Consider the following 24547-nt stretch of genomic DNA (forward strand, 5'->3'; position numbering starts at 1 on the left):
GGGGCCGGGCACATGTTCGGTCACGAGATTTGCAAACAACGCCGCGGTGCGAATGCTTCGTAGATGCGTGCGGTCAGCAAGGGAAATGACGTGATCGGAACAGATTTTATCGCGCGCAAGGCACGGCTGCTGACGGGGGCCGCATCCACTGCGCTGCTCCTCACCGCAGTTCCCGCGGTTGCGCAGGACCAGCAAGCCGCCGCCGCCCCGGCCGCGACGGCACCCGAGCAAGCGCAGCCCGACACGGGTAGCCAGGGCCAGGACATCGTCGTCACCGGCTCGTTGATCCGCAACAGCGCCGCCGCCGGTGCCGCACCGATCAACACGCTGACCGCGCAAGACTTTGCCAATCGCGGCCAGAACACCATCGCTGAAGCGCTGCAGACCATTCCTGCCAACGGTGCCGGCACGATGACGCGCGCGTGGAACAGCTTCGGTTTCGCCACCGGCGCGACAGCGGTTTCGCTCCGCGGCCTCACCACCGGCAACACGCTGACGGTGTTCGACGGTCTGCGCTCCGCAATCTATCCGCTCGGGGATGACGGCCAGCGCAGCTTTGTCGATCTCAACACCATTCCGCAGGCGATTGTCGAGAAGGTCGACGTCCTGCAGGACGGCGCTTCGGCAACTTATGGTGCCGACGCGGTTGCAGGCGTCGTCAACGTTGTCGTGAAGAAGCAAATTGTTGGACTTCACGCCAACGCGTCGGCTGGCATCTCGCAGCGCGGCGACGGTGGCGAAACGCGCGCGGACGTGACCTATGGTTATGGCAAGCTCAGCGAGCAGGGCTTCAACTTCTACGTCAATGCCGAATTCCAGCATGACAACCCGATCTTCGCCCGCGATCGTGGCTATCCGTGGAACACCAACAATTACAGCGCGATCTGTAAGGCGGGTGGCACCTGCTTGCCCAACGAGACGATCAACGGCATTCAGGGCGATGGCACCTTTGGCGGCCTGGGTGCGACGCGCGTACCGGTCGTGCGGCCTTATCTGAACGGCAGCGCCGTTCCCGGCTCGCAATTCCAGTTGCTCAATCCGGCGGCTGGTTGCCGCGACCTGACCGCGATCACCTTGACGGCGGCACAGCAGGCGCAGGCTGCAGCGGCAGGCACGCCGACCGGTTCGCTGGTCTGCTCGCAGGACAACGTCAAAGATTATCTGATGGAAATCCCGGAGGAGCAGCGCTTCGGGGCGACCGCGCATCTGACCGTCAATGTCGGCAGCCAGGCGCAGGCCTATTTGATGGGCAATTTCTACGAAACGCAGACCAACAGCAGCATCTCGCCGCTGAACTTCGCGGGCCAGACTGCGGCGGGCGGCACGCAATTCACGCTCAGCCCGGTTCTCCTGCCGGTCTATGTCTGCCCGCGCGGCACGACCGTCGCCTGCACCGCGGCCAATGGCACGCTCAATCCGAACAATCCGTTCGCATCGCTGGGCCAGCAGGCGCGGGTGAACTATCGCTACGATCAGCCGCGTATCTCGCTGACCGATGCCAAGACCTATCGCTTCGCAGGCGGGATCCAGGGCACGTTCGGCCAAGGCTGGCACTATAATGCGGATGCGACCTATTCCGAAGTCGATCTGAAGGTCACCAACAAGAACTATCTCAACGCGCAGCGTCTGATCAACGTGATCAACGATGGCTCGTTCAACTTCGTCGATCCGTCCTCAACACGCAGGCGATGCGCGACTATATCGCGCCGACCAACAACAACTTGTCGACCTCGAAGCTGTGGCAAGTCCAGGGCACGCTGTCCAAGGCGTTCTTCACGCTCCCGGGCGGCGATCTGACGACGGCGGTTGGCGTTGCCTACCGTCACGAATCGGTCAACAATCCGAGCGCGAACGCCCCGAATGAGGTCAACCCCGCCGACCGCTATTACAGCATCAACTCGGTGAGCACGGCGGGTAGCCGCAACGTGAAATCGGCCTTCTTCGAAATCGAAGCGCCGGTGTTCAAGATGCTCACGCTTACCGGTGCCGGTCGCTATGACGATTATTCGTCGGGCCAAAGCAACTTCTCGCCGAAGGTCACCGCGATCTTCAAGCCGATCGAGCAGCTGAAGATCCGCGGGACGTGGTCGCGTGGCTTCCGCATCCCGAGCTTCCAGGAAGCCTATGGCCAGCCGACGACCGGTTATGTCACGGCGACGGTTTCGCCGACCCAGGCCGGCGGTGCGGCCTATATCGCGGCGCACGGGGGCGACACCTATGCAACGCAGGCGTACACCTACGGTCTGACGTCGGCGGGCAATCCCAATTTGAAGCCCGAAAAGTCGACGAGCATTACCGGGGGCATCGTCTTCGAGCCGACCCGTCGTCTCAGCTTCACGCTCGATTACTACCACATCAAGATCAAGGGCCTGATCGGGGCACCGGATTATTCGGGTGTGGCTGCGGCCTATTATGCCAATAACGGCGTGGTCAATGTTCCCGGCATCACCGTGAAGCCGGGCGTGGCGGATCCGAACTTCCCGACCGCGCTGCCGCAGCTGGGCTTCATCCAGTACAGCTTCATCAACACGACTTCGGAAACGACGTCGGGGCTCGACATGTCGGGTACGGCACGGATCCCGCTGGGCCATGGCATCAACCTCACCAGCCGCGTCGATGCGACGTATCTGATCAATCTCGAGCAGGTCCAGCCGAACGGTACGATCCAGCGCTTCGACGGATCGCTCAGCCCGTGCAACATCACGTCGTGCTCGGGTGCACCGAAGTGGCGTGGCAGCTGGCAGAACACGCTCGACTTCAACGGCAAGGGTACGTTGAGCGCGACGGCCTATTACACCAGCGGCTATGACATGGCGTCGGTCGATTACGGCGGCGTTCCGGGCGATTGCGCCAACAATGGCGGTGTATCGGTCTACACCTACTCGGACGGCTCGCCGTACAAGTGCCGCGCGCGCCGCTTCATCGATGTGGACATGAGCGCGAGCGTCAAGGTGGGCAGCCGCTTCACCTTCTACGCAAACGTCCTCAACGTGTTCGACGTGAAGCCTGACTTCAACCCGGGCCAGACCTATGACACGGGCTTCGGCTATAACGTGGCATGGGAAAGCCAGGGCTTTATCGGCCGCTTCGTCCGCTTCGGCGCCAAGGTCGACTGGTAAGCCAACCGCATCATAGCAACGCGAAGGGGCGGTTCCTGCAAGGGAACCGCCCCTTTTCGTATCAGTCGACGGTCAGCTCCAGTTTCCCGTCGCCTTCGTCGACCCGCACCGTTGCGCCATCCTTCACGCTGCCGCGCAGGATCAGGTCGGCGAGCGGGTCCTGCAAATAGCGCTGCACCGCGCGCTTCAGGGGGCGCGCGCCGTACACCGGATCATAGCCAACGCGGCCCAACCACGCCCGCGCGGCATCGGTCAGCTCCAGCGTCACCTTGCGTTCGCCGAGCAGCGTCGCGATGCGTTGCACCTGGATATCGACGATCGGCGCCATCTCCGCCTGGCCCAGCCGGTGGAACAGCACGATCTCGTCCAAGCGGTTGAGGAATTCGGGGCGGAAATGCCCGCGCACGATTTCCATCACTTGCGGCTCGACGCTCGCGACATCCTCGCCTTCGCCGAGCGTCGTCAGCACCTGGCTGCCGAGGTTGGAGGTCAGCACGATGATCGTGTTGGTGAAGTCGACCGTGCGGCCCTGGCCGTCGGTCAGCCGCCCATCGTCGAGCACTTGCAACAGGATGTTGAACACATCGCCATGCGCCTTCTCGACCTCGTCGAACAACACCACCTGATAGGGCCGCCGCCGCACCGCCTCGGTCAGCACGCCGCCTTCCTCATAGCCGACATAGCCGGGAGGCGCGCCGATCAGCCGCGCGACCGCGTGCTTTTCCATGAACTCGCTCATGTCGATGCGCACCATTGCGGTGGGATCATCGAACAGGAATTCGGCGAGCGCCTTGGTCAGCTCGGTCTTGCCGACGCCCGTCGGCCCGAGGAACAGGAACGAACCCAGCGGCCGGTTCGGGTCCTGCAACCCCGCACGCGCGCGGCGCACCGCGGTCGACACCGCACGGATCGCATTTTGCTGGCCGATCACGCGCTTGCCGATCGTCGCTTCCATCTGCAGCAATTTGTCGCGCTCGCCTTCCAGCATCCGCTCGACCGGAATCCCGGTCCAGCGTGCGACCACCCCGGCAATGTCCTCGCCGGTCACTTCCTCGCGCAGCATTGCGCCCTTGGTCGCGCCCGCCGCCGCATCCAATTGCCGCTGCAATTCGGGGATGCGCCCGTAGGACAGCTCGCCCGCCTTGGCAAGGTCGCCCGCACGCTGCGCCTGTTCCAGTTCGAGCCGCGCGGCGTCGATCTGTTCCTTCAGCTTGGCCTCGGCCGAGATCTTGTCCTTCTCACCCTGCCAGCGCGTGGTCAGCTCGGAGGATTGCTGTTCGAGATTGGCCAACTCGCCGTCGAGCTTCACCAGCCGGTCGCGCGAGGCTTCGTCGCTCTCGCGCTTCAACGCTTCGCGCTCGATCTTCAATTGGATGATCCGCCGGTCGAGGATTTCGATCTCCTCGGGCTTGCTCTCCACCTCCATGCGGATGCGGCTGGCGGCCTCGTCCATCAAATCGATCGCCTTGTCGGGCAAAAACCGATCGGTGATGTAGCGGTTGGAGAGCGTCGCTGCTGCCACGATCGCAGCATCGGTGATGCGCACGCCGTGGTGCAGCTCGTATTTTTCCTTGAGGCCGCGCAGGATCGAGATCGTGTCGGGCACGGTCGGCTCGCCGACGAACACCGGCTGGAAACGGCGCTGGAGTGCTGCATCCTTCTCGACATATTTGCGATATTCATCGAGCGTGGTCGCACCGACGCAGTGCAACTCGCCGCGCGCGAGCGCGGGTTTCAGCAAATTGCCCGCATCCATCGCGCCTTCGGATTTGCCCGCGCCGATCAATTGATGCATCTCGTCGATGAACAAAACGATGTCGCCCTCGGCGGCTTTCACTTCGTCGAGCACGCCCTTGAGGCGTTCCTCAAACTCGCCGCGATATTTGGCGCCGGCGATCAGCGACCCCATGTCGAGCGACATCAGGCGACGGTCCTTCAGCGTGTCGGGCACGTCGCCATTGGCGATGCGCAGGGCAAGGCCCTCGGCGATCGCGGTCTTGCCCACGCCGGGTTCGCCGATCAGCACGGGGTTGTTTTTGGTGCGGCGCGCCAGAATCTGGATCGTGCGGCGGATTTCCTCGTCGCGGCCGATCACGGGGTCGAGCTTGCCGTCGCGCGCCGCCTGGGTCAGGTCGCGCGCGAATTTCTTGAGCGCATCGAACTTGTCCTCGGCCCCCGCGCTATCGGCGACACGGCCGTTGCGCACCTTTTCGATCGCAGCGTTCAGCGCCTCGGGCGTCACGCCCGCGGTCTTCAGCGCCTTGCCCGCCACGGTGTTGAGCGACAGCGCCAGCGCGACCAGCAGCCGCTCGACCGTGACGAAGCTGTCGCCCGATTTGGTCGCGATCTGCTCGGCCTGGTCGAGCACGCGCACCGCATCATTGTCGAGCCCCGGGGTCGCTTGTGCGTCGCTGCCCGACACGGCAGGGATTTTGGAGAGCGCGAGGTCGGTCTCGGTCATTGCGCGCCTGGCGTCACCACCGGCTGCCAAAATCAGGCCCGAAGCCATGCCTTGCTCATCCTCGAGCAGCGCCTTCAGAATATGTTCGGGCGCGATGCGTTGATGGCTCATCCGGATCGCGACGGTTTGCGCGGATTGCAGAAAGCCTTTCGCGCGGTCGGTGAATTTTTCGATGTTCATTGGGAAGTGTCCCTCCTTCTTCCGGCCCGATGTAGTGTTGCACTTATGCAACACAAGAGCGACTCGCGCAGGATTCTCTATGGGACGATCTACCAGCAGAAATCGTCATCCGCTTGACGCGGGATTTACGTATTTCCGCAACGCAGCATGGCTAGGTCCGGCACTGGGCGCGGGGAGTAGTGCCTGCAAAAAAAACACTTTTCAGGGGATCGACCATGCGTCGTTTTACGCTTTGCCTCCTCGCGGGTGCCGCCCTGGCGTGGCCGCTCGCTGCCTCCGCCCGAGACACGTCTGCCGTTCCGACACCCGATGCCCCGGTCCCGGAGGCACCTCCCGTCACCGATGACGCGGGCGGCGACATCATCATCGTCGGCAAGGGCCAGACGCGCCAGGTGCAGCAGCTCAACCAGGCCGACATTGCGATCCTCGCCGCCGGCACCAGCCCGCTGAAAGCAATCGCCAAGCTCCCCAACGTCAACTTCCAGTCGGCCGATGCCTTCGGTGCCTATGAATGGTCCGAGCGTGTTTCGATCCGCAGCTTCAACCAGAACCAGATCGGCTTCACACTCGACGGCATTCCGCTCGGCGACGGGTCGTATGGCAATACCAACGGCCTGCACATCAGCCGCGCGATTTCGCCCGAAAACGTTGGCCGTACCGAAGTGTCGCAGGGGTCGGGCTCGATCGGCACCCAAGCCACCAACAATCTCGGCGGCACTGTCGAATTTTTCTCGAGCGACCCCAAGCCGACCTTCGGGCTGACGCTCAACGGCACTTATGGCAGCGCCAACACGGTGCGCGCCTTCGGTCGCCTCGACACCGGCGTGCTCGGCGAGAACGGGCCGAGCGCGTATGTCTCCTACGGCTTCCTCGATACCGACAAATGGAAGGGCTATGGCGTCCAGCGCCAGAACCAGGTCAACGCCAAGTTCATCGCCCCCGTCGGCCCGGTGCGCTTGGTCGGCACCTTCGATTTCTCCGATCGCCGCGAGAATGATTTTCAGGATCTGTCGCTCGACATGATCAAGCGCCTCGGCCTGCGCAACGACAATATCTCCAACAACTTCCCGCTGGCGGTGCTGATCGCGGATACCGGCGCGAACAGCGGCTACACCGGTGCCCCCAAACTCAATCCGGCGGCGGGCACGGTTACACCCGCCCCTTATGCCAATGCCGACGATGTCTATTATGACGCTGCGGGCCTGCGACAGGATTATCTCGCCTCGCTTGGCGTCGAGACCGCCAAGGGCGCGACCGTCCACGGCGAATTGAAGGCCTATTACCATGCGAACCACGGCCAGGGCATCTGGTTCACGCCGTATGTCCCCTCGCCGTCGGGCGTGCCGATTTCGGTGCGGACCACCGAATATGACATTCACCGCAAGGGTGTGTTCGGCTCGCTGGGCACCAAGCTCGCCTTTAACGATTTCACCGTCGGCGGCTGGTATGAAGTCAACGATTTCCGCCAAGCCCGGCGCTATTACGGGCTCGACAGTCGCACCACGCCGACACGCGATGCCCTGCACTTCCAGTATCTTCCGTTCGCGACTCAGTGGTACAACACCTATCAGACCGACACCGTGCAATATTATGTGCAGGACAAGATCGCGCTCGGCGATCTGACGGTCGATCTTGGCTGGAAGGGCTTTTCGGTCACCAACAAGGCCACGCCGATCGTGTCGGGCGGCCTTGCCTCGGGCCGGATCCAGGTGAAGGATTTCTTCCAGCCGCACGCAGGGCTCAACTACAAGCTGGGCAATCAGGTCGAATTGTTCGGCGATTTCACCGAAGTGACGCGCGCGTTCGTCGCAGCGGCAACGAGCGGACCGTTCGCTACCACGCAGGCCGGGTTTAATGCGCTGCTGACGACCAACAAGCTGAAGCCTGAAACATCTGACACCTATGAAGTCGGCGCGCGCTATCATCATAGCGGCATAAACGCCTCGGTCGCTGGCTATTATATCGATTTCCAGAACCGCACGCTGGCGCAGACGGTCGGTGCCGGGATCGTCGGCAACCCGCCGATCCTGTCCAACGTCGGTTCGGTGCGCGCCTACGGCATCGAGACCGCGCTGGAAGCCAAGATCGGCTACGGCTTCGGCGTCTACGCTTCGTACAGCTACAACGACTCGACCTATCGCGACAACGTAACGGTCGGCGGCGTGGTGCAGAACATCCGGGGCAAGCAAACCGTCGACACGCCCAAGCATCTTGCCAAGGCCGAGCTGACCTATGACAAGGGCATGTTCTTCGGTCGCGTCGGCGCGGATTATATGAGCCGACGTTACTTCACCTATACCAACGACCAGTCGGTGCCCGACCGTGTCCTGGTCGACGCAACGATCGGTGCCCGCGTCACGATCGGCGACCGCAAGTTCGAAATCCAGGGCAACGCGACCAATCTGTTCGACAAGAAATATATCTCGACGATCGGATCGAACGGTTTTGGCTATTCGGGCGACAACCAGACGCTGCTGGCGGGCGCGCCCGCCCAGTATTTCGTGACGATCAAGGCGGGGTTCTAAGCCAAGCCCGCCGGGGTGTGATTATCCCCTCGTCGTACCGCCGCCGCCCCGCTACACCCTGACGCAAACGATAAAAGGTCAGGGTGGATGCGGGGATTGCGGCGGGCGGCGGTCGGCTTGGGCGTGTTGCTATTGGGGCTCGGCCTCGCTCTTGCGGTGTGGGAGCCGCTGGTCGCGATCCGTGTAACGCCACCGCCCGCCCATCATTACGATAGCGTCATCGCCCGCGATCGCTTCGGCGTGCCGCATATCTTCGGCAAGACCGATCCCGATGTCGCGTACGGCGTGGCCTATGCCCATGCCGAAGATGATTTCGCGACGCTGCAGGAAGCGGTGGCGATGGCGCGCGGGCGGCTCGGTGCGCTGCAGGGCGCGGACGGGGCCAAGGTCGATTACACCTTGCGCCTGCTCGGCGCGCGCGAGACCGCACAGCGCGATTATGCGAAGCAGCCGGCCGATGTACGCGCCTTGCTCGATGCCTATGCCAGCGGGCTCAACGCTTATGCGCGGCGGCATCCGGGCGAGATCCGCCTCGCGCGGCTGTTCCCGGCCAATGGCGAGGACATTGCGACCGGCTTCGTGCTGCGCACCCCGTTCTTCTTCGGGCTCGACCAGACGCTCGGCGCATTGTCGGGCGACACCGCCTTGCCGCGGGAAAGCGCCGGGTCCGTGCCCGACAGCCCCGATCCGGCGGCGTTACCGGCGACGGGTGAAGCCATGCCCAACGGCTCGAACGCCTTTGTTGTCGGCCCGAAGCGTTCGGCCGATGGCTTCACCCGCGTCATCGCCAATTCGCATCAGCCGTGGAGCGGCCCGGTCGCCTGGTATGAACTGAGCGTGCAATCGGGCAGCGGCTGGCATTTTTCCGGCGCGACCTTTCCCGGCGTGCCCTTCCCGGTGCTCGGCCATAACGAACATCTCGGCTGGACCAACACCGTCAACCGCCCCGATCTGACCGACGTCTATAAATTGACGCTCGATGCCGATCGCACCCACTATCGCTTCGATGGTGCGTGGCGTCCGCTGCAGGCGCAGCGCGTGTGGCTGAAGGTGCGCTTCGGCCCGTTCGTGCTGCCGATCCCCAAAATGGCGTATCGCGCGGTGCAGGGGCCGGTGATCGTCAACAAAAGCGGCGCCTATGCGATCCGTTATGCCGGGGCCGACCAGCTCCGCATGATCGAGGAATATTACCGCCTCACCCGCGCGCGTGACTTTGCCGAATGGCAGAAGGCGCTGGCGATCCAGGGCGTGCCCGCGACCAATTTCCTCTATGGCGACGCGCACGGCAACATCGCTTATTTCTACAATGCCAGCTTCCCCAACCGCAAACCGGGGTTCGATTACCGTCACGTTCTGCCCGGCGACACCTCGCGCGATTTCGCCCCCGGTACGGTGCCGTTCGCGCAAGTGCCGCGCAACGTGAACCCCGCCTCGGGCTTTCTCGTCAACGCCAACAACACCCCGTTCCAGGCGGCGGGGGCGGGGTCCGAGCTCAATCCCGCCGCCTATTCACCGCTGCTCGGCATCGAGACCGACACCACCAATCGCGGCACCCGCGCGGTGGAACTGATGGGCGCGCACCCCTCGATCAGCGCGGAGGATCTGCGGCGCATCAAATATGATACCGGCATCAGCCGCTTGAGCTGGGCGGCGCGCTGGTATGGCGACATCGCCCGCGTCGATCCGCACGGCGATGCGCAACTGGTGCAGGCACAAGCGCTGCTCCAGCGGTGGAACTGGGATTTCGATGGCCATCATAGCGGGCAGGCGCTCGCCGCGATCCTGCTGCGCACCGGGCAGAAATGGCATTATCCGCGTCGCCCCGAGCTCGACCCGCGCGATGCGCTGGCCAAGGCGGCGGGGTATCTGCAACGGCATTTCGGCACGCTCGATCCGCCGCTCGGCACCGTGTTGCGCTTGCGGCATGGCGCGGTGGACTTGCCGCTCGACGGTGGCCCCGACGTGCTGCGCGCCGCCTCGACCTGGGATGAAGCCGATGACGGGCGACTGGTGGTGAAGCATGGCGACAGCTTCATCATGTTCATGACCTGGGACAAAGCGGGGCGCGTCAGCTCGGACTCGGTGCAGCCTTATGGTGCGGCGACGACTCGGCCGCAATCACCGCATTATGCCGACCAGGCCCTGCTGTTCGTCGCGCACAAGACCAAGCCGGTATTGTTCTGGCGCGAGGACCTCCGCAAGAAGATCGAGCGCGTCTATCGCCCGTGATCGCTGCCTCGCTCCCCAGGTCGACAGGAGAGAGTGCTGCCAGCCCCACGCCCCTCCCCTCCCTGAAAGGGAGGGGACTGAGGGGTGGGTCGGCCCGTGGTCGAACGTGACCTCCGCCATTGGCCGACCCACCCCCGACCCCTCCCTTGCAGGGAGGGGAGGAAGAAGCGCCTCAACGCGCGCCAGCAAGCACGCCCCACCGCCACCCCCTCAACGCAGCGATTGCTACGGCCAGAACAGTGCGATAGCCTGCTGACACAGTCCTATATTCACACACCATTTCCCAGGGGATCCATCGATGACCGTCAAGCTGTTCGCGCTCTCCGGCGTGGCGCTCGCCACGCTCGCCGTGCCGACCTTTGCGCAGACCGCGCCCAAGCCCGTGCCGGTCGCGGAATTGGTCAAGCAAGTCGATATTCCCTATAGCGAATTCCGCCTCGCCAATGGCCTGCGCGTCATCGTCAATACCGATCGCAAGGCCCCGGTCGTCGCGATCAGCGTGTGGTACAATGTCGGCTCGAAGTTTGAGCCCAAGGGCAAGACCGGCTTTGCGCATCTGTTCGAGCATCTGATGTTCAACGGCTCCGAGAATGCGCCGAAGGACTATTTCACCTATACCAAGGCGATCGGCGCGACCGATCTCAACGGCACGACCTATTTCGATCGCACCAATTATTTCGAGACGGTGCCGGTCGCAGCACTAGACCGCGCGCTGTTCCTGGAAAGCGACCGCATGGGCTATCTGCTCGGGGCGATCACGCCCGGCGTGGTCGATGAGCAGCGCGGCGTCGTGCAGAATGAAAAGCGGCAAGGCGACAACCAGCCGTTCGGTCTGATCGAATATAAGCAGGTCGAGACGCTGTTCCCCGCGACGCACCCTTATGGCCACACTACGATCGGATCGATGGCCGATCTCGATTCGGCCAGCGTCGAGGATGTGAAGGCCTGGTTCCGCAGCCATTACGCCCCCAACAATGCGGTGCTGGTGCTGTCGGGCGATATCGATGCCGCCAAGGCCAAGCTGCTGGTCGAGAAATATTTCGGTGCGATCCCCAAGGGGCCGGAAAGCGTCGTGCCCGCCGCCGACGTGCCGACTTTGGCCGCGCCCAAGGTGGAAACGATCAAGGACCGCGTTGCCACCACGCGCATCTACCGCATGTGGGCGGTGCCGGGCCTCAACAACCCCGAAGCAGTGTCGCTGGACGTGACCGCCGGGGTGCTGGGCGGCCTCGCCAGCAGCCGTCTCGACAATGCGCTGGTGCGCAAGGAAAAGCTCGCGGTGCGCGTGTCGGCCAACAATGAGAGCTTCGCGCAGGTCGGCATGTTCGTGGTCAGCGCCGATGTGCGCCCGGGCGTCGATCCGGCGCTGGTCGCCAAGCGGCTCGACGAGATCATTGCCGATGTCATCGCCAACGGTCCGACTGCGGATGAAGTGCAGCGCGTTGCGACGCGCGATGCTGCGGCACGCATTGCCGGGCTTGAATCGACCGGTGGTTTCGGCGGCAAGGCGGTCGCGCTCGCCGAAGGCGCGCTGTATGAAAACGATCCCGGCTTCTACAAGAAGCAACTGGCCGAACTCGCCGCGCAGACGCCCGCGCAAGTCAAGGCGGCCAGCGCGAAATGGCTGACGCGTCCGGTCTATGCGCTGACCGTCGTGCCCGGCGCGCGCGATGCTTATGTCGAGGCGACACCGCCGGCCAAGGTCGCCGCTGCGCCCGAGCCTGAAGTCAAGGGCACGCGCGGTGCCCTCCCCGCGGTCGGCACCTTGTCGAGCCTGGTCTTCCCCAAGGTCGAGCACGCCAAGCTCAAGAACGGCATCGAACTGGTCTATGCCTATCGCAACGCCGTGCCGATCACCCAGGCGTCGATCAGCTTCGATGCGGGGGTCGCCGCCGATGTGCCGGGCAAGCTCGGCACGCAGGCGTTGACGCTCGACATGCTCGACGAAGGCACGCTCACGCGCGATTCGATCGCGATCGCCGAAGCCAAGGAGCGGCTGGGCGCGAACATCACCAGCGGATCGGGGCCCGATCGCACCGTTGTCGGCCTGTTCACACCGAGCGCCAACCTCGCCGCTTCGACCGAATTGCTCGCCGATATCGTGCGGCATCCGAAATTTGACCCGGCGGAAGTCGCCCGCGTCAAGAACCAGCAGCTTTCGCGAATCTCGGCCGAGCTGACCAGCCCGCAGGGCCTGGCAACGCGCGTCTATCCCAAGCTGATCTACGGCGCGGCCTATCCCTACGCGAAGTCGTTTGGCAGCGGCGATGCCAAGGCGGTGGCCGCGCTGACGCGCGACGATCTGATTGCCTTCCAGCAAGCCTGGATCCGGCCCGACAAGGCCAAGATCTTCGTCGTCAGCGATCGTCCGCTGGCCGAAGTAAAGGCGGCGTTCGACGCGCGCTTTGGCGACTGGACGCCGACCGGCCCGGCGGGCGTCAAGGATTTCAGCGTCAAGGCCGCACCGTCTGCGCCCAAGATCGTGCTGATCGACCGGCCCGATTCGCCGCAGTCGTTCCTCATCGCCGGGATTCCCACGCGCCTGGTCGGCACCGACGATCTGCTGCCGGTGATCACCGCCAACGACACGCTCGGCGGCGATTTCCTGTCGCGCGTCAACATGGACCTGCGCGAGGCGCGGCATTGGTCATACGGCGTCAACGGGTCGTTCCGCCGTGCCCAGCACGACACGCCCTATCTGCTCGGCACCGGGGTGCAGGCCAACAAGACCGGCGAATCGATCAAATCGCTGCGGACCGATTTTGCCGAGTTCCTGACCACCAAGGGCATTACCCAGGAAGAGTTTGATCGCACCATCACCGATGCGATCAGCTCGCTGCCAGGCAATTTCGAAACGTCGGGCGCAGTGCTTGGGGCTTTGCAGCAAAATGACCTCTACAAGCGTCCCGACGATTATTATGCGACGCTCCCGCAAAAATATCGCGCGATGACGGCAGCCGAGCTTGACGCTGCGGCACGCACGGCAATCGACCCGGCCAAGACCGTCTGGATCGTCGTCGGCGACGCGGCGAAGGTCCGTGGCCAGCTTGACAGCATCGGGTTGCCGGTTGAGGTGGTGCCCGCCGCATCCGTCGCGGATGCGCGCTGAAGATTCTTTGTCAGGAGAGAGATCATGGCTGCAATCGACGGAACCTGGGATACCATCGTCAAGTCGCCGCTGGGCGACCAGAAGGCCGTGCTGACGGTCAAGACCGACGGCGCTAGCTGGACCGGAAGCCAAGTCGGCGCGCAGGGCAGCGCCGAAATCACCGACGGCATCGTCGAGGGCGAGACGATCAAGTGGACGATGTCGATCGTCGTGCCGATGCCGATGACGCTGACCTGCGAAGCGACCGCCGATGGCGACACGCTCACCGGTTCGGTCGGCGCCGGCGCGTTCGGCAGCTTCCCGATGACGGGCACCCGCGCGGCCTAAGCCGTTCGCTCAACCGACACGAAAAGGCTCGCGTTCCGCAAGGACCGCGGGCCTTTTTTGATCCTCCCCGGAACGGAGTTTTGGGTCGGATCGTCCCCCGGACGATCCTTGACCATGCGGGGCATGGTCAACCCAAAACTGGGGACCATGCGCAAAGCGCATGGTGGAGGGGGCTCGCCCCAAGCGCAGCCTCGGCCGCGGTAGCCGCCCGGCCCCACCACTCTCCCGTTCGTTTCGAGCGAAGTCGAGAAACCCGTCACACCGGGCGCAGGTTTCTCGACTTCGCTCGAAACGAACGGGGAGGGGAAAGGGCTATCTCACCGCCCCAGCCGCGTCACATGCCCCATCTTGCGCCCCGGCCGCGTCTCCTTGCCGTACAGGTGCAGATGTGCGCCCGGCTCGGCCAGAATCTCGGCCCAGCGGTCGGCGTCATGGCCGATCAGATTTTCCATCGCTACCGTGGGCGCGGTCAGGCCGGTGTCGCCCAGCGGCAGCCCGCAAATCGCGCGGATATGGTTCTCGAATTGCGAGCACACCGCGCCCTCGATCGTCCAATGCCCCGAATTGTGCACGCGCGGCGCCATTTCGTTGAACACCGGCCCGTCGGCGCCCGCAAAGAATTCGCACGCCAGCACGCCGACATACTCGAGCTGGTCGGCGATTCGCCCGGCCAGCGCCGCCGCCTCGCCCCAGCTGGCCGCGACTTCGGCAGGTGCAGGCAAGGTCGATCGCGCCAGTACGCCGTCCTTATGTTCGTTCCACGGCGGCGGATAGCTCACCATCTGCCCATCGCCGCGCCGCGCCAGGATGATCGAGAATTCATGGCTGAAGGTGACGAACCCTTCCAGGATCGCCGGCCGCCGCCCGATCGCCTCCCACGCCGCCGCCACATCGCCGGGCGCGGTCAGGCGCACCTGGCCCTTGCCGTCATAGCCCATGCGCAGCGTCTTCAGGATTGCAGGCGTGCCGATTTCGGCCACCGCCGCCTCCAGTTCGGCCAGCGTCTCGACCTTGGCCCAGGGCGCGGTGCGTCCGCCCAGATCGCGCACGAACGCCTTTTCGGTCGCGCGGTCCTGCGCCACGCCCAGCGCGGCGGGGGCGGGGTGGACCGGCACCTTGCCCGCCAGATAGGTGACGGGCTCGAGCGCGATATTCTCGAACTCGTAAGTGATGACATCGGCGGCGGCGGCGAATTCGTCGAGCACGATGCGGCTGTGATAATCGGCGCGGGTGAAGCTCGATGCGGTCTGCGCGGCGACGGCTTCCTCATCGGGCGCGAGAATGCGCGTGTTGTAGCCGAGCTGCGCCGCCGCCACCGCGAGCATCCGCCCAAGCTGGCCGCCGCCCAGAATGCCGATGGTCGAGCCGGGGGGAAGGGGAGTCATGCTGGTCCGTCCGCTTGGTGAAGAGAAAATCGCTCGGTCTTTATCCTCCCCTCCCTGGAAGGGAGGGGCTGGGGGTGGGTTGGCCCGTAGTCGGGCGTAACGTTCGCCATCAGCCGACCCACCCCCGACCCCTCCCTTTCGGGGAGGGGAGGAAGAACCGCCCGCCCCACCCTCACGCCGGGTCAGTCGCCACGCTTTCGGTCTGCCGCGCGCGCCACGCCTGCAAGCGCTCGCTTAAGCCCGCATCCGACAGCGCCAGGATCGCCGCCGCCAGCAGCGCCGCATTCTTGGCACCCGCCTTGCCGATTGCGAGCGTCCCCACCGGAATCCCGGCCGGCATCTGGACGATCGAATAAAGGCTGTCGACGCCCTTCAGCGTCTTGCTTTCCACCGGCACGCCCAGCACCGGCAGATGCGTCAGCGCCGCCGCCATGCCCGGCAGATGCGCCGCGCCACCGGCCCCTGCGATGATCACCTGGATGCCGCGTTCCGCCGCACCCCCGGCATAGTCATACAGGCGCTGCGGCGTGCGATGCGCCGACACCACCTTGCTTTCATGCGCCACCCCCAGCTCGGCGAGCAGTTCGGCGGCATGGTGCATCGTCTCCCAATCGGAGGTGCTTCCCATGATGATGCCGACGACAGGGCGCGCGGCGGAGGTTTCGGGCGTGGCCATGCCGTTCGACTAGCGGCCTGCGCTGGGCAGGGCAACTCTCGCAAACGGTTCGTCGTGGAACTTGTGCGTCTCGGCGGGGGTTGGGGGGCCACTAGAACAGATCCCAAGGAGAACCCCCATGCACCGCAAGACCCAAGCGTCGATCGCCGCCCTCGCCGCCATGCTCGCCTTCGCCACCCCCGCTTTCGCCGAAGGCAAGCACGAGCGCGCCGAAGCCGCGATCGCCGAAGCCCGCGCGAAGATCGACGCCTCGGCCAAGGTCGGTGCCACTGCCGAGACCCCGCGCCTCCAGGCCGAGGCGCAGGCCGCCTTGCGCACCGCGCAGGAAGATCTCGCCAGCGGCCACAAGGAAGAGGCGATCGCCGCCGCGCACCACGCCAGCCAGCTCGCCGACACAGCGCTTGGTGAAGCGCAGCGCGCCCGCACCCAGAATGCCCGCGCCGTGACCGAAACTGCGCGCGATGCCGCCGCCGATGCGCAGGCGCAGGCCGCTGCCGCCAATGCCCGCGCCAACGCCGCCGAACAGGCCGCCGCCTCGGCATCGGCCGATGCCGCCGCCGCGCGCGCCACGCCGGTGATCATCGCCGCCCCGGCAGCGCCTGCGCCAACCATGACGGTCACCACCGAAACCACCAAGACGGCAACCCCCGCACCGGCTGCGCCCGTGACGCACAAGGTGGTGCGCAAGACCGTGCGCCACACCGCCAAACGCCCGGCGCCGCGCGCGACCGAGAAGACCACCACCACCGTCACCACCGGGCAGTAAGCCGGGGGCGGCCCGCCGCTACCGCTCGTTCAGATAGTAACGATCGGTGGCGGCGAGGCTGTCGTCGAGTTCATAAACGATCGGCTGCCCGGTCGGGATTTCCAGCGTGGTGATCTCGTCATCGGGAATGCCCGACAGATGCTTCACCAGCGCGCGCAGCGAATTGCCATGCGCCGAAATCAGCACCCGCTGCCCGGCGCGCAAGGCCGGCGCGATCCGCCCCTCCCAATACGGCAGCACGCGCGCGATCGTATCCTTCAGGCTCTCGGTCGCGGGCACGGCGATCCCGGCATAGCGGCGGTCCTGCGACAGGTCATAGGCGCTGCCCGGCGCCATGGGCGGCGGCGGCACGTCGAAGCTGCGGCGCCAGATATGCACTTGCGCATCGCCATATTCGGCGGCGGTCTCGGCCTTGTTGAGGCCCGTCAGCCCACCATAATGGCGCTCGTTCAGCCGCCAGTCCTTCTCCACCGGCAGCCACAGCCGCTGCATTTCCTCCAGCGCCAGGTTGAGCGTCTTGATCGCGCGCGTCTGCAGCGAGGTGAAGCAGAGGTCGAAATCCAGCCCCTTCTCCGCCATCAACCGCCCCGCCGCGCGCGCTTCCTCGGCGCCTTTGGCGGTCACGTCGACATCCCACCAGCCGGTGAAGCGGTTTTCGAGGTTCCAGTCGGACTGGCCGTGGCGGATCAGGACGAGGCTAGGCATAAGGCGCGGTCTCCTTCCCCGGCATCAGGCCGGGCGCAACGCCCCGCCGGGTATCCCCTCGCGGCGGCGCGATCAACAGCCGGGTTTGATGTCCCCGCGCAGAAGGGCGTTGAAGGTTTGCGCGCGACTTTCTACGCGCACCCGATTGGGGCCTTCCATCGCCGCGCGCTCGGCCACCGCGCCCGCACGTTGGATAAAGGCAGATCGCCGGGATTGTGACTCGCCATGAATTATCGCCATTCCTTCCATGCCGGCAACAGCGCCGATGTCGTGAAGCACAGCCTGCTGATCGCGCTGGTGCGGGCCTTGCAGCAAAAACCGGGCGCGCTGACGCTGATCGACACCCATGCCGGCTGCGGTCTGTACGACCTTGGCGGCGCGGATGCCGGGCGCACCGGCGAAGCCCTACAGGGCGTGCTGCGCGCCTTTGCCGACGCGAACCCCGTGCTCGACGACTATCGCGCCGCCGTGCAGGCGGTGAATGTCGGGGCCGAGCCGCATTTCTACCCCGGCTCGCCCCGGATTCTGGCGCAGCTTCTGCGCCCGCAGGATTTCTTGATCCTGAACGAAAAGCATCCCGAGGATGCCTATACCCTGCGCGGCGTGATGCGCGGCACCTCGGCTGCGGTGCATGAGCGCGACGCCTACGAACTGTGGCTGGCGCTGCTGCCGCCGCGCACCGCGCGCGGCGTGGTGCTGGTCGATCCGCCGTTCGAGCAGACCGATGAACGCGACCGCATCACCGCCACCCTCGCCGCGGCACACCGCAAATGGGCGCATGGCGTGACGGTGATCTGGTATCCGCTAAAAGACCGCGCCACGCATTGGCAGTGGCGGGAGCAGGTCCGCAAGCTCGGCATCCCGAAACTGCTGCGGGTGGAGCATTGGCTGTACGATAGCGATCAGCCCGGCATCTATAACGGCGCGGGCCTGTATATCGTCAATCCGCCCTACGCCTTCACGCAAGCGCTGCCGCCGCTGCTGGAAGCGCTGCGCGCCGCGCTGGCACCCGAGGGGCATCAAGGCGAGATCATCACCGATTGGCTGGGCGGTTAAAACAAACCCGCAGCGGCGCTTTCTTGCAATGGAGGAATGGCCGCACTGCAAGTGCCGCCGCCGTCAGTCCTCGGCGCGGCCGCGCAGGTAGCGCTGGAAATTATATCCCGACGTGACCAGAATATGCGCAAACTGTCGGCATAGCAGCCGGAAGTCCGCCTCGAGCAGGCGGCTTTCATAATGATATCCGGGCGGTGGCGGCGGCATCGCGTCGGTGTCGGGTGCCTGGAAGCTGGCGACCAACGCATAGCGATCGCCGTCGTCCCCCACCAGCTCCACCAGCGTGCCACCGGCCAGCAATGTCGTCTCGGTGCGGCGCTCGATCAATCCCCGCGACCAGCTTGTCGACGATTGCGAGGCATCGTCGCCCCCGGTTTCGTCGGCCGGGATCGGCTGGATCCAGAGGATGCGCGCGATCAGCAGGCAATCGATCGTCTGCTTCCCGGCGAGCAGCGTGAAGCGCCACGGAAACCCGGCGGGCGGCGTGCCGGGATAGGGAAAGAGTACCGCGGTCTGCGGCACGCCGTTCGTCCCGGGCTCGTCCTTTTGCAGATCGCTGGGCAGCTCGTGCGTCGAGAACGACACGCGGCTCGGCAACAGCGGATAGATATGATCCATATACGCCTGATAATTGTCGCCGGTATGGCTGTAGATATAACCACCAGGAAAACTCGGGTGCTGACGAAACTCCTGGTTGAAGCCGCCTTGTGGTACAGTCATCGGTAGCAGCATCCGGATTTCTCCCAAAAATTGTTTTGAGATCACAGTGCTTCATGCACGACCATTCTGTCTCGGTCGCGGGATAGACAATATCTGGTTATTCTTTACAGGATCAGAACTATTCGATCAAGTCGATACGCGTGGAGATCGAACGCGACGCGTGACGCCGGTCACTCTGTCCGGCGAAAAGAGCGGCTGTCGGTTATGGCACGATCATGCCTAGCGCTGGCCGGCCAGCCCGGCGAACAGGCATCTGACCTGGCGCTGGCGGTGCCTGCCGATCGGTGTCAGATCGCCCGAGGTCAGCTCGACGCGCAGGCGGTGGAGACAATAACAAGGTGCTCCCCAACCCAACGCCTGGCCACTGGGCCCTTGCGTTCGCGAGTGACGCGCCAAGGTCGAGGGCTCAAATCCCGTCAATCATCCCCGCCAACACCTCCAAACACGCATGCGCCAAGGTCTTCGACCGTGCGCCCGACCAGCCGAATTCGGCATCGGCATTGGCGTCATGGTCCTTGAACGGCATTTCCAGCGTCATCGACACCGCGCCAAAGCGCTCGGCCAATTGGTTGGTCGACATGGACAGGTTCGCGCGGCCGGGGGCTGCCTTTTCGTACCCGCGCTCGGTCTGGAAATCGGGCGTGTGCGCCGCCAGCCGCTGGCCGAAATCATAGAATTTCGCGCCCAGCGCATCGGTCCAGGAAGGGATGCCCTCAAAGCCTGCCAGGAAATTGGCGGGGATCGCTTCGTCGCCATGCACGTCCATCGCAAAGGCGACGCCGGTTTCGTCCATCGCGCTGCGCACACACAGCACTTCGGGGCTGCGCGCAGGCGTCGGCGTGTCCCATTCGCGGTTGAGGTTCACGCCCGCCGCATTGGTGCGCAAATGCCCGCGGAAGCTGCCATCGGGGTTCATATTGGGCACGCAGTGGAAGGTCGCCTTGTCGCGCAGTGCTTGCGCAGTCGCGTTGGCCGGGTCGGTCAGCCATTCCAGCGCGCCCTCCATCCACCATTCGGCCATGCTCTCGCCGGGGTGCTGGCGGGCATAGAGCCACACATGCTTGGGGCCGGTGCCAAGCTCCAGGCAATCGATCGCGCGCCCGTCGAGCGACTGGCCGAGCTCGCGGTGGGTGACGCCCGGCTGAAGCGCGATCCGCGCGACCAGGGCGTCATGCTGCTCCAGCGTATAGGGCTGGAAGTACGCGAACCACACCAGCTCGCTCGTCCCCGTCCATTCGAATTCCAGCACGCCGTCGACATAGCGCGTCGGGATCATCCGCCAGTTCTGCCGGTCGGTGCTGGCGCGCACCTTGTAGCCCGGCCAGCCGAACGGATAGGCCGATTCGCTGGCATTCAGGATGCGCAAGGTCAGCGTCCGCCCCTTGGCTCCGGCCACGCGGAAGTGGAACCATTGGAAGAAGTCGGACAGGTGATCCCGCGCGATGGTGAGGTTCACCTGGTCGCCGTCAATGCCGGCGACCAGGATGTTTCCGCTGTCAAAGGCGGCGTTGACGGTGATGCTCATTTCACCGTGATAGTGCGCCCGGATTCGCCGGGGAAGCCCAGGAACAGCGCGCGCGCCAATTTCGTGGCCGCCGGGCCGGTCTGCGCATCGGGTGCGGCACCGTCGGCGGTCGTCTGGGCGTGGCCTTCCCAGATCACCGTGCCATCGCTGCGGCGGCGGATCTGCACGGCGAGGTCGGTCAGCACGATCGTGCGATAGCGCGGCTTGCCGATCGGGAAGGAGATCGCGCCGCCCAGGCCGACGCCACCGCCATAGCCACCACCGCCACCGCCCAGGCCGACGCTGACGCCGCTGCGGCTGCCACCCGGCGTGGGGGCTGGGCGGTTGGTACGCGTGAAGCTGACGACTGCGGCATATTGCGGCGCGGCCCCGGTCGCGGGCACGGTGAAGCCGTGGGTCAGCGCCTCGGTTTCGACGGCGGCGGCATAGGTCTTATATTCCAGGCTGTCCTGATCGCGCCCCGGCATCGCCTCGACCGTCAGCGTGCCGGTTTCGAGCGGCGCGCCGAGGTGGAAGCGCGTCACTTCGACGGGCCCGCTCTTGCCGGTCGTCGTGCAGCCTGCCAGCGCGCCCGCTCCGACGACCATCGTCGCCAATGCCAAACCCATAGTCCGCTTCATGCCAGTTTTCCTCGTACGCGCTTGTTGCAGGGGTGTAACGCTTCGACCCGGTCCCCGTGTTCCGTTGTATCGATGTTCCGGCGGGGTGTCCCGCATATGTCTGGCGCGCTCTATACTTGACTTGGGGGCATCCCGACCATATGCGCAGCCGCTCTTTTCCACATTCCAGAATTTGCAAAGCGAATCGATCATGAAGATCCGCAATTCCCTGAAGTCGCTCAAGGGCCGTCACCGCGATAACCGCGTGATTCGTCGTCGTGGGCGGACCTATGTCATCAACAAGACCAACCGTCGCTTCAAGGCACGCCAGGGCTGATCGCCCGCCATGGGATTGGGCACGCGCGCCGTCATCTTCGATGTCGGCAATGTGCTGTTCCACTGGGATCGCCACGCGATCTATGAGCGCCTGATCGAGGATGATCAGGCGCTTCGTGCATTCGTGGACGATGTTGTCTCGCTCGACTGGCATGCCCAGCACGATCTCGGCGTTTCCTTCGCCGAGACGTCGGCAGAGCTGCGCGCGCGTTTCCCGCAGCATGCCGCGCTGATCGATCTCTACGGTCCGCGCTTCAATGATTCGCTGCAACGCGAAGTGCCCGGCGTCGTCGCGATTCTCGAATCGCTCGATGCAGCGGGCGTACCGCTGTTCGCGATCACCAATTTCCACGATGATTTCTTCGCCGCCTTCCGCGCGAGCCGGCCCGACGTGTTCGGCCGCTTCCGCGACATCGTCGTGTCGGGCGAGGAAAAGCTGATCAAGCCCGATCCGGCGATCTACACGCTCGCGCTCGATCGCTTCGGCGTGGCGGCTGAGGATGCGGTGTTCATCGATGACAGCGCCGCCAATATCGACGCGGCCAATGCGCTCGGCATCACCGGCTTGCTGTTCACCGATGCCGCGACGTTGCGCGCCGATCTCGCAAAGCTCGGCCTGTCGGCCTGATTGCACGGCACCGCGCGGTTCGCGTGTAACCTCGGCCCCCCGCTTTCGCGGGGGACCGGTCGAACGTTAAATATAGTCCTTCAATTCATCGCCGATGATCCGCACGACGTGCAGCACATTGGTCGATCCCGGCGTCTTGAACGGCACGCCCGCGATGATGATGACGCGGTCGCCCGCCACCGCCAGCCCGTGGCGCAGCGCCATGCGCTTGGCCTTGGCGACCATTTCCTCGAACGATTCGACGTCCTTGGTGTGGACGGCATATGCCCCCCACAGCAATCCGGCGCGACGCGCGGTTTCGAGGTTGGGGGTCAGCACCATCAGCGGCACGCCGGGCCGTTCGCGCGCGACGCGGCGCGCGGTCGAGCCCGAGGCGGTGAAGCAGATGATCGCGGCGGCATCGACGGTGTGCGCGATGTTCTTGGCGGCTTCCGACAAAGCGTCGGCGGTGGTCGGGTCGGAGCGGATGACGGTGAAATGGATGCGCTCGCCATGCGTCGGGTCGCGCTCGACCGCCTCGCCGATCGCGTTCATCATCGCGACCGATTCGGTCGGCCACGCCCCCGCAGCGCTCTCCGCCGACAGCATGATCGCGTCCGCCCCGTCGTAAATCGCGGTCGCGACGTCGGAAACTTCGGCGCGGGTGGGGGAGGGCGAGGTGATCATCGATTCGAGCATCTGCGTCGCCACCACCACCGGGCGGCCTAGACGGCGCGAAACCTCGATGATGCGCTTCTGCAGCGGCGGCACGCTTTCGGGCGGAAGCTCGACGCCAAGGTCACCGCGCGCGACCATAACGCCGTCACATGCCTCGACAATTTCCTCGAGCCGCTCAATTGCGGAGGGCTTTTCGATCTTGGCGAGAAGCGCGGTCTTGCCGCCGATCAGCTTGCGCGCTTCGGCCAGATCCTCGGGCCGCTGCACGAAGCTCAGCGCGATCCAGTCGACGCCCTGGTCGACCGCGAAGGCCAGATCGCTGCGGTCCTTCTCGGTCAGTGCCGCCATTGGCAGCACCACGTCGGGCACGTTCAGCCCCTTGCTGTTGGACAGCGCGCCGCCGACCACCACTTCGGTGACGATCGTGTCGGCGGCGTGGCTGGTCACGCGCAGCACCAATTTGCCGTCGTCGAGCAGCAGGCGTGCGCCCGGTTCGATCGCCGCAAAGATTTCCTTGTGCGGCAGTTCGACGCGGGTCGCGTCGCCCGGCGTGGGGTCGCGGTCGAGCGTGAAGGTCTGGCCTTTTTCCAGCGTGACTCGACCGCCTTCAAACTTGCCGACGCGCAGTTTTGGCCCCTGCAGATCGGCGAGGATGGTCGACGGGCGGCCGTATTTTTCTTCCAGCGCGCGGATCGCCTGGATCACCGCGACCTTCGATTGCTGGTCGCCATGGCTCATATTGACGCGAAACGCATCGGCGCCCGCTTCGAACAGCGTGGCGATCATTTCGGGGGTGCTGCTTGCGGGACCGAGCGTCGCGAGGATGCGGACCTTGCGCGAACGCGGGGCTATTGCCTGTGTCATGAAATCATTCTCGCCCTGGGGATGGCTTGTGCGCGTGATGCTCTAACCCCTATTTCCGCCCGATCAACCGTGGAGCGACGATAATGGCCGATTTGGAGACTCTTGATGATGCCGTGGCGGCGGCGGCGTTCCGGCGGCTGGTGCGGCATCTGCGCCACCGGCAGGATGCGCAAAACATTGATTTGATGGGGCTTGCCGGCTTCTGCCGCAATTGCCTGTCGGACTGGGTGGAGGAAGCCGACGGCACTATCACCAAGGATGCCGCGCGCGAGATCATTTACGGCATGCCCTATGCGCAGTGGAAAGCCGCGCATCACAGCGAGGCCACACCCGAGCAGTTGGAGCGGATGCGCCAAAGCGTCGCGAAGAATGCGTGACGCCGCGCGCGCGCTGTCCTAAAGCGCGCCCCTTTCAGTGATTCACATTCAGGGAACAACGCCGTGAGCGACATCATCGCCGCCGACCAACTCCGCCTGCTGATCGAGCGCATCGAGCGCCTCGAAGAGGAAAAGAAGGGCATCGCCGACGACATTAAGGACGTGTACGGCGAAGCCAAATCGACCGGCTTCGACGTCAAGACGATCCGCGCCATCGTCCGCCTGCGTAAAATGGAAAAGCATCACCGCGACGAAGCGGAAATGATGATGGAGACATACCTCCAAGCTCTAGGCATGAAATAG

Annotated in this window: 20 protein-coding genes; 12 read left to right on the plus strand and 8 right to left on the minus strand. The window is 64.8% G+C overall.

Annotated features, from left to right (window positions below; translation table 11 throughout):
- Positions 1-90: 90 nt before the first annotated feature.
- Positions 91-1797, plus strand: a complete 1707-nt coding sequence (locus ON00_RS19895; RefSeq protein WP_169313334.1) for a TonB-dependent receptor — start codon at positions 91-93, stop codon at positions 1795-1797.
- Positions 1689-3119 carry a TonB-dependent receptor plug domain-containing protein gene (locus ON00_RS19900; RefSeq protein WP_050810919.1) on the plus strand — a complete coding sequence of 477 codons (1431 nt, stop codon included), beginning with the start codon at positions 1689-1691 and terminating at the stop codon, positions 3117-3119. Before ON00_RS19895 ends, ON00_RS19900 begins: the two co-directional genes overlap by 109 nt.
- Positions 3120-3180: 61 nt before the next feature.
- Here ON00_RS19900 and clpB read toward each other — a convergent pair whose 3' ends face one another.
- On the minus strand, positions 3181-5760 hold the full coding sequence (clpB, locus tag ON00_RS13155) for an ATP-dependent chaperone ClpB (RefSeq protein ID WP_010406459.1): 2580 nt from the start codon (positions 5758-5760) through the stop codon (positions 3181-3183).
- Between the two features lie 215 nt (positions 5761-5975).
- Between clpB and ON00_RS13160 the strand changes: the two genes are divergently transcribed.
- The 4 genes from ON00_RS13160 to ON00_RS13175 all read left to right on the plus strand — a co-directional run bounded on the left by ON00_RS13160 (position 5976) and on the right by ON00_RS13175 (position 13950).
- Positions 5976-8285 carry a TonB-dependent receptor gene (locus ON00_RS13160; RefSeq protein WP_010406460.1) on the plus strand — a complete coding sequence of 770 codons (2310 nt, stop codon included), beginning with the start codon at positions 5976-5978 and terminating at the stop codon, positions 8283-8285.
- An 87-nt stretch (positions 8286-8372) separates the two neighbouring features.
- Positions 8373-10514 carry a penicillin acylase family protein gene (locus tag ON00_RS13165; RefSeq protein ID WP_010406461.1) on the plus strand — a complete coding sequence of 714 codons (2142 nt, stop codon included), beginning with the start codon at positions 8373-8375 and terminating at the stop codon, positions 10512-10514.
- Positions 10515-10812: 298 nt separating this feature from the next.
- Positions 10813-13623 carry a M16 family metallopeptidase gene (locus ON00_RS13170; RefSeq protein WP_010406462.1) on the plus strand — a complete coding sequence of 937 codons (2811 nt, stop codon included), beginning with the start codon at positions 10813-10815 and terminating at the stop codon, positions 13621-13623.
- Positions 13624-13647: 24 nt separating this feature from the next.
- On the plus strand, positions 13648-13950 hold the full coding sequence (locus ON00_RS13175; RefSeq protein ID WP_010406463.1) for a hypothetical protein: 303 nt from the start codon (positions 13648-13650) through the stop codon (positions 13948-13950).
- Between the two features lie 317 nt (positions 13951-14267).
- Here the strand turns inward: ON00_RS13175 and ON00_RS13180 are convergent, their stop codons facing one another.
- Together ON00_RS13180 and purE are read right to left on the minus strand one after the other, a co-directional pair.
- Complete coding sequence (locus tag ON00_RS13180; RefSeq protein ID WP_010406464.1) at positions 14268-15335, minus strand: 5-(carboxyamino)imidazole ribonucleotide synthase; 1068 nt, start codon at positions 15333-15335, stop codon at positions 14268-14270.
- 172 nt (positions 15336-15507) lie between these two features.
- Positions 15508-16011: a 5-(carboxyamino)imidazole ribonucleotide mutase gene (gene purE, locus ON00_RS13185; RefSeq protein ID WP_010406466.1), complete on the minus strand. Its 504-nt coding sequence runs from the start codon at positions 16009-16011 to the stop codon at positions 15508-15510.
- A gap of 118 nt (positions 16012-16129) precedes the next feature.
- Here purE and ON00_RS13190 point away from each other — a divergent pair, with 118 nt between their 5' ends.
- Positions 16130-16777 (plus strand): hypothetical protein, encoded by a 648-nt coding sequence (locus ON00_RS13190; protein WP_010406467.1) that lies wholly within the window; start codon positions 16130-16132, stop codon positions 16775-16777.
- An 18-nt stretch (positions 16778-16795) separates the two neighbouring features.
- On the opposite strand, the gene gpmA is transcribed toward ON00_RS13190, so the two are convergent.
- A complete protein-coding gene (gene gpmA, locus ON00_RS13195; protein WP_010406468.1) occupies positions 16796-17482 on the minus strand; it encodes a 2,3-diphosphoglycerate-dependent phosphoglycerate mutase in 687 nt (228 codons plus the stop codon).
- 225 nt (positions 17483-17707) lie between these two features.
- On the opposite strand from gpmA, the gene ON00_RS13200 reads away from it, so the two are divergent.
- The gene (locus ON00_RS13200) at positions 17708-18538 is read left to right on the plus strand and encodes a 23S rRNA (adenine(2030)-N(6))-methyltransferase RlmJ (protein WP_010406469.1); all 831 of its coding nucleotides are present in this window, start codon (positions 17708-17710) and stop codon (positions 18536-18538) included.
- Positions 18539-18601: 63 nt separating this feature from the next.
- Here ON00_RS13200 and ON00_RS13205 read toward each other — a convergent pair whose 3' ends face one another.
- The 3 genes from ON00_RS13205 to ON00_RS13215 all read right to left on the minus strand — a co-directional run bounded on the left by ON00_RS13205 (position 18602) and on the right by ON00_RS13215 (position 21403).
- Entirely contained in the window at positions 18602-19270 is a 669-nt protein-coding gene (locus ON00_RS13205; protein ID WP_010406470.1) for a hypothetical protein, read from the minus strand.
- Between the two features lie 394 nt (positions 19271-19664).
- On the minus strand, positions 19665-20783 hold the full coding sequence (locus ON00_RS13210; protein ID WP_010406471.1) for a M14 family metallopeptidase: 1119 nt from the start codon (positions 20781-20783) through the stop codon (positions 19665-19667).
- Positions 20780-21403 carry a DUF4136 domain-containing protein gene (locus tag ON00_RS13215; protein ID WP_040601662.1) on the minus strand — a complete coding sequence of 208 codons (624 nt, stop codon included), beginning with the start codon at positions 21401-21403 and terminating at the stop codon, positions 20780-20782. Before ON00_RS13215 ends, ON00_RS13210 begins: the two co-directional genes overlap by 4 nt.
- A 190-nt stretch (positions 21404-21593) precedes the next feature.
- Here ON00_RS13215 and ykgO point away from each other — a divergent pair, with 190 nt between their 5' ends.
- Positions 21594-21719, plus strand: a complete 126-nt coding sequence (gene ykgO, locus ON00_RS13220; protein WP_004210176.1) for a type B 50S ribosomal protein L36 — start codon at positions 21594-21596, stop codon at positions 21717-21719.
- Positions 21720-21728: 9 nt separating this feature from the next.
- Positions 21729-22346, plus strand: a complete 618-nt coding sequence (locus ON00_RS13225; RefSeq protein ID WP_010406473.1) for an HAD family hydrolase — start codon at positions 21729-21731, stop codon at positions 22344-22346.
- A gap of 66 nt (positions 22347-22412) precedes the next feature.
- Here ON00_RS13225 and pyk read toward each other — a convergent pair whose 3' ends face one another.
- Complete coding sequence (pyk, locus tag ON00_RS13230; protein ID WP_010406474.1) at positions 22413-23867, minus strand: pyruvate kinase; 1455 nt, start codon at positions 23865-23867, stop codon at positions 22413-22415.
- Positions 23868-23950: 83 nt separating this feature from the next.
- On the opposite strand from pyk, the gene ON00_RS13235 reads away from it, so the two are divergent.
- Positions 23951-24244, plus strand: coding sequence for a DUF1244 domain-containing protein (locus ON00_RS13235; protein WP_010406475.1), 294 nt, complete (start codon positions 23951-23953; stop codon positions 24242-24244).
- A 63-nt stretch (positions 24245-24307) separates the two neighbouring features.
- Positions 24308-24547 carry a DUF2312 domain-containing protein gene (locus ON00_RS13240; protein WP_010406477.1) on the plus strand — a complete coding sequence of 80 codons (240 nt, stop codon included), beginning with the start codon at positions 24308-24310 and terminating at the stop codon, positions 24545-24547.

Origin of the sequence: Sphingomonas echinoides ATCC 14820 (assembly GCF_000241465.1) — a bacterium.
GTDB lineage: Bacteria > Pseudomonadota > Alphaproteobacteria > Sphingomonadales > Sphingomonadaceae > Sphingomonas > Sphingomonas echinoides.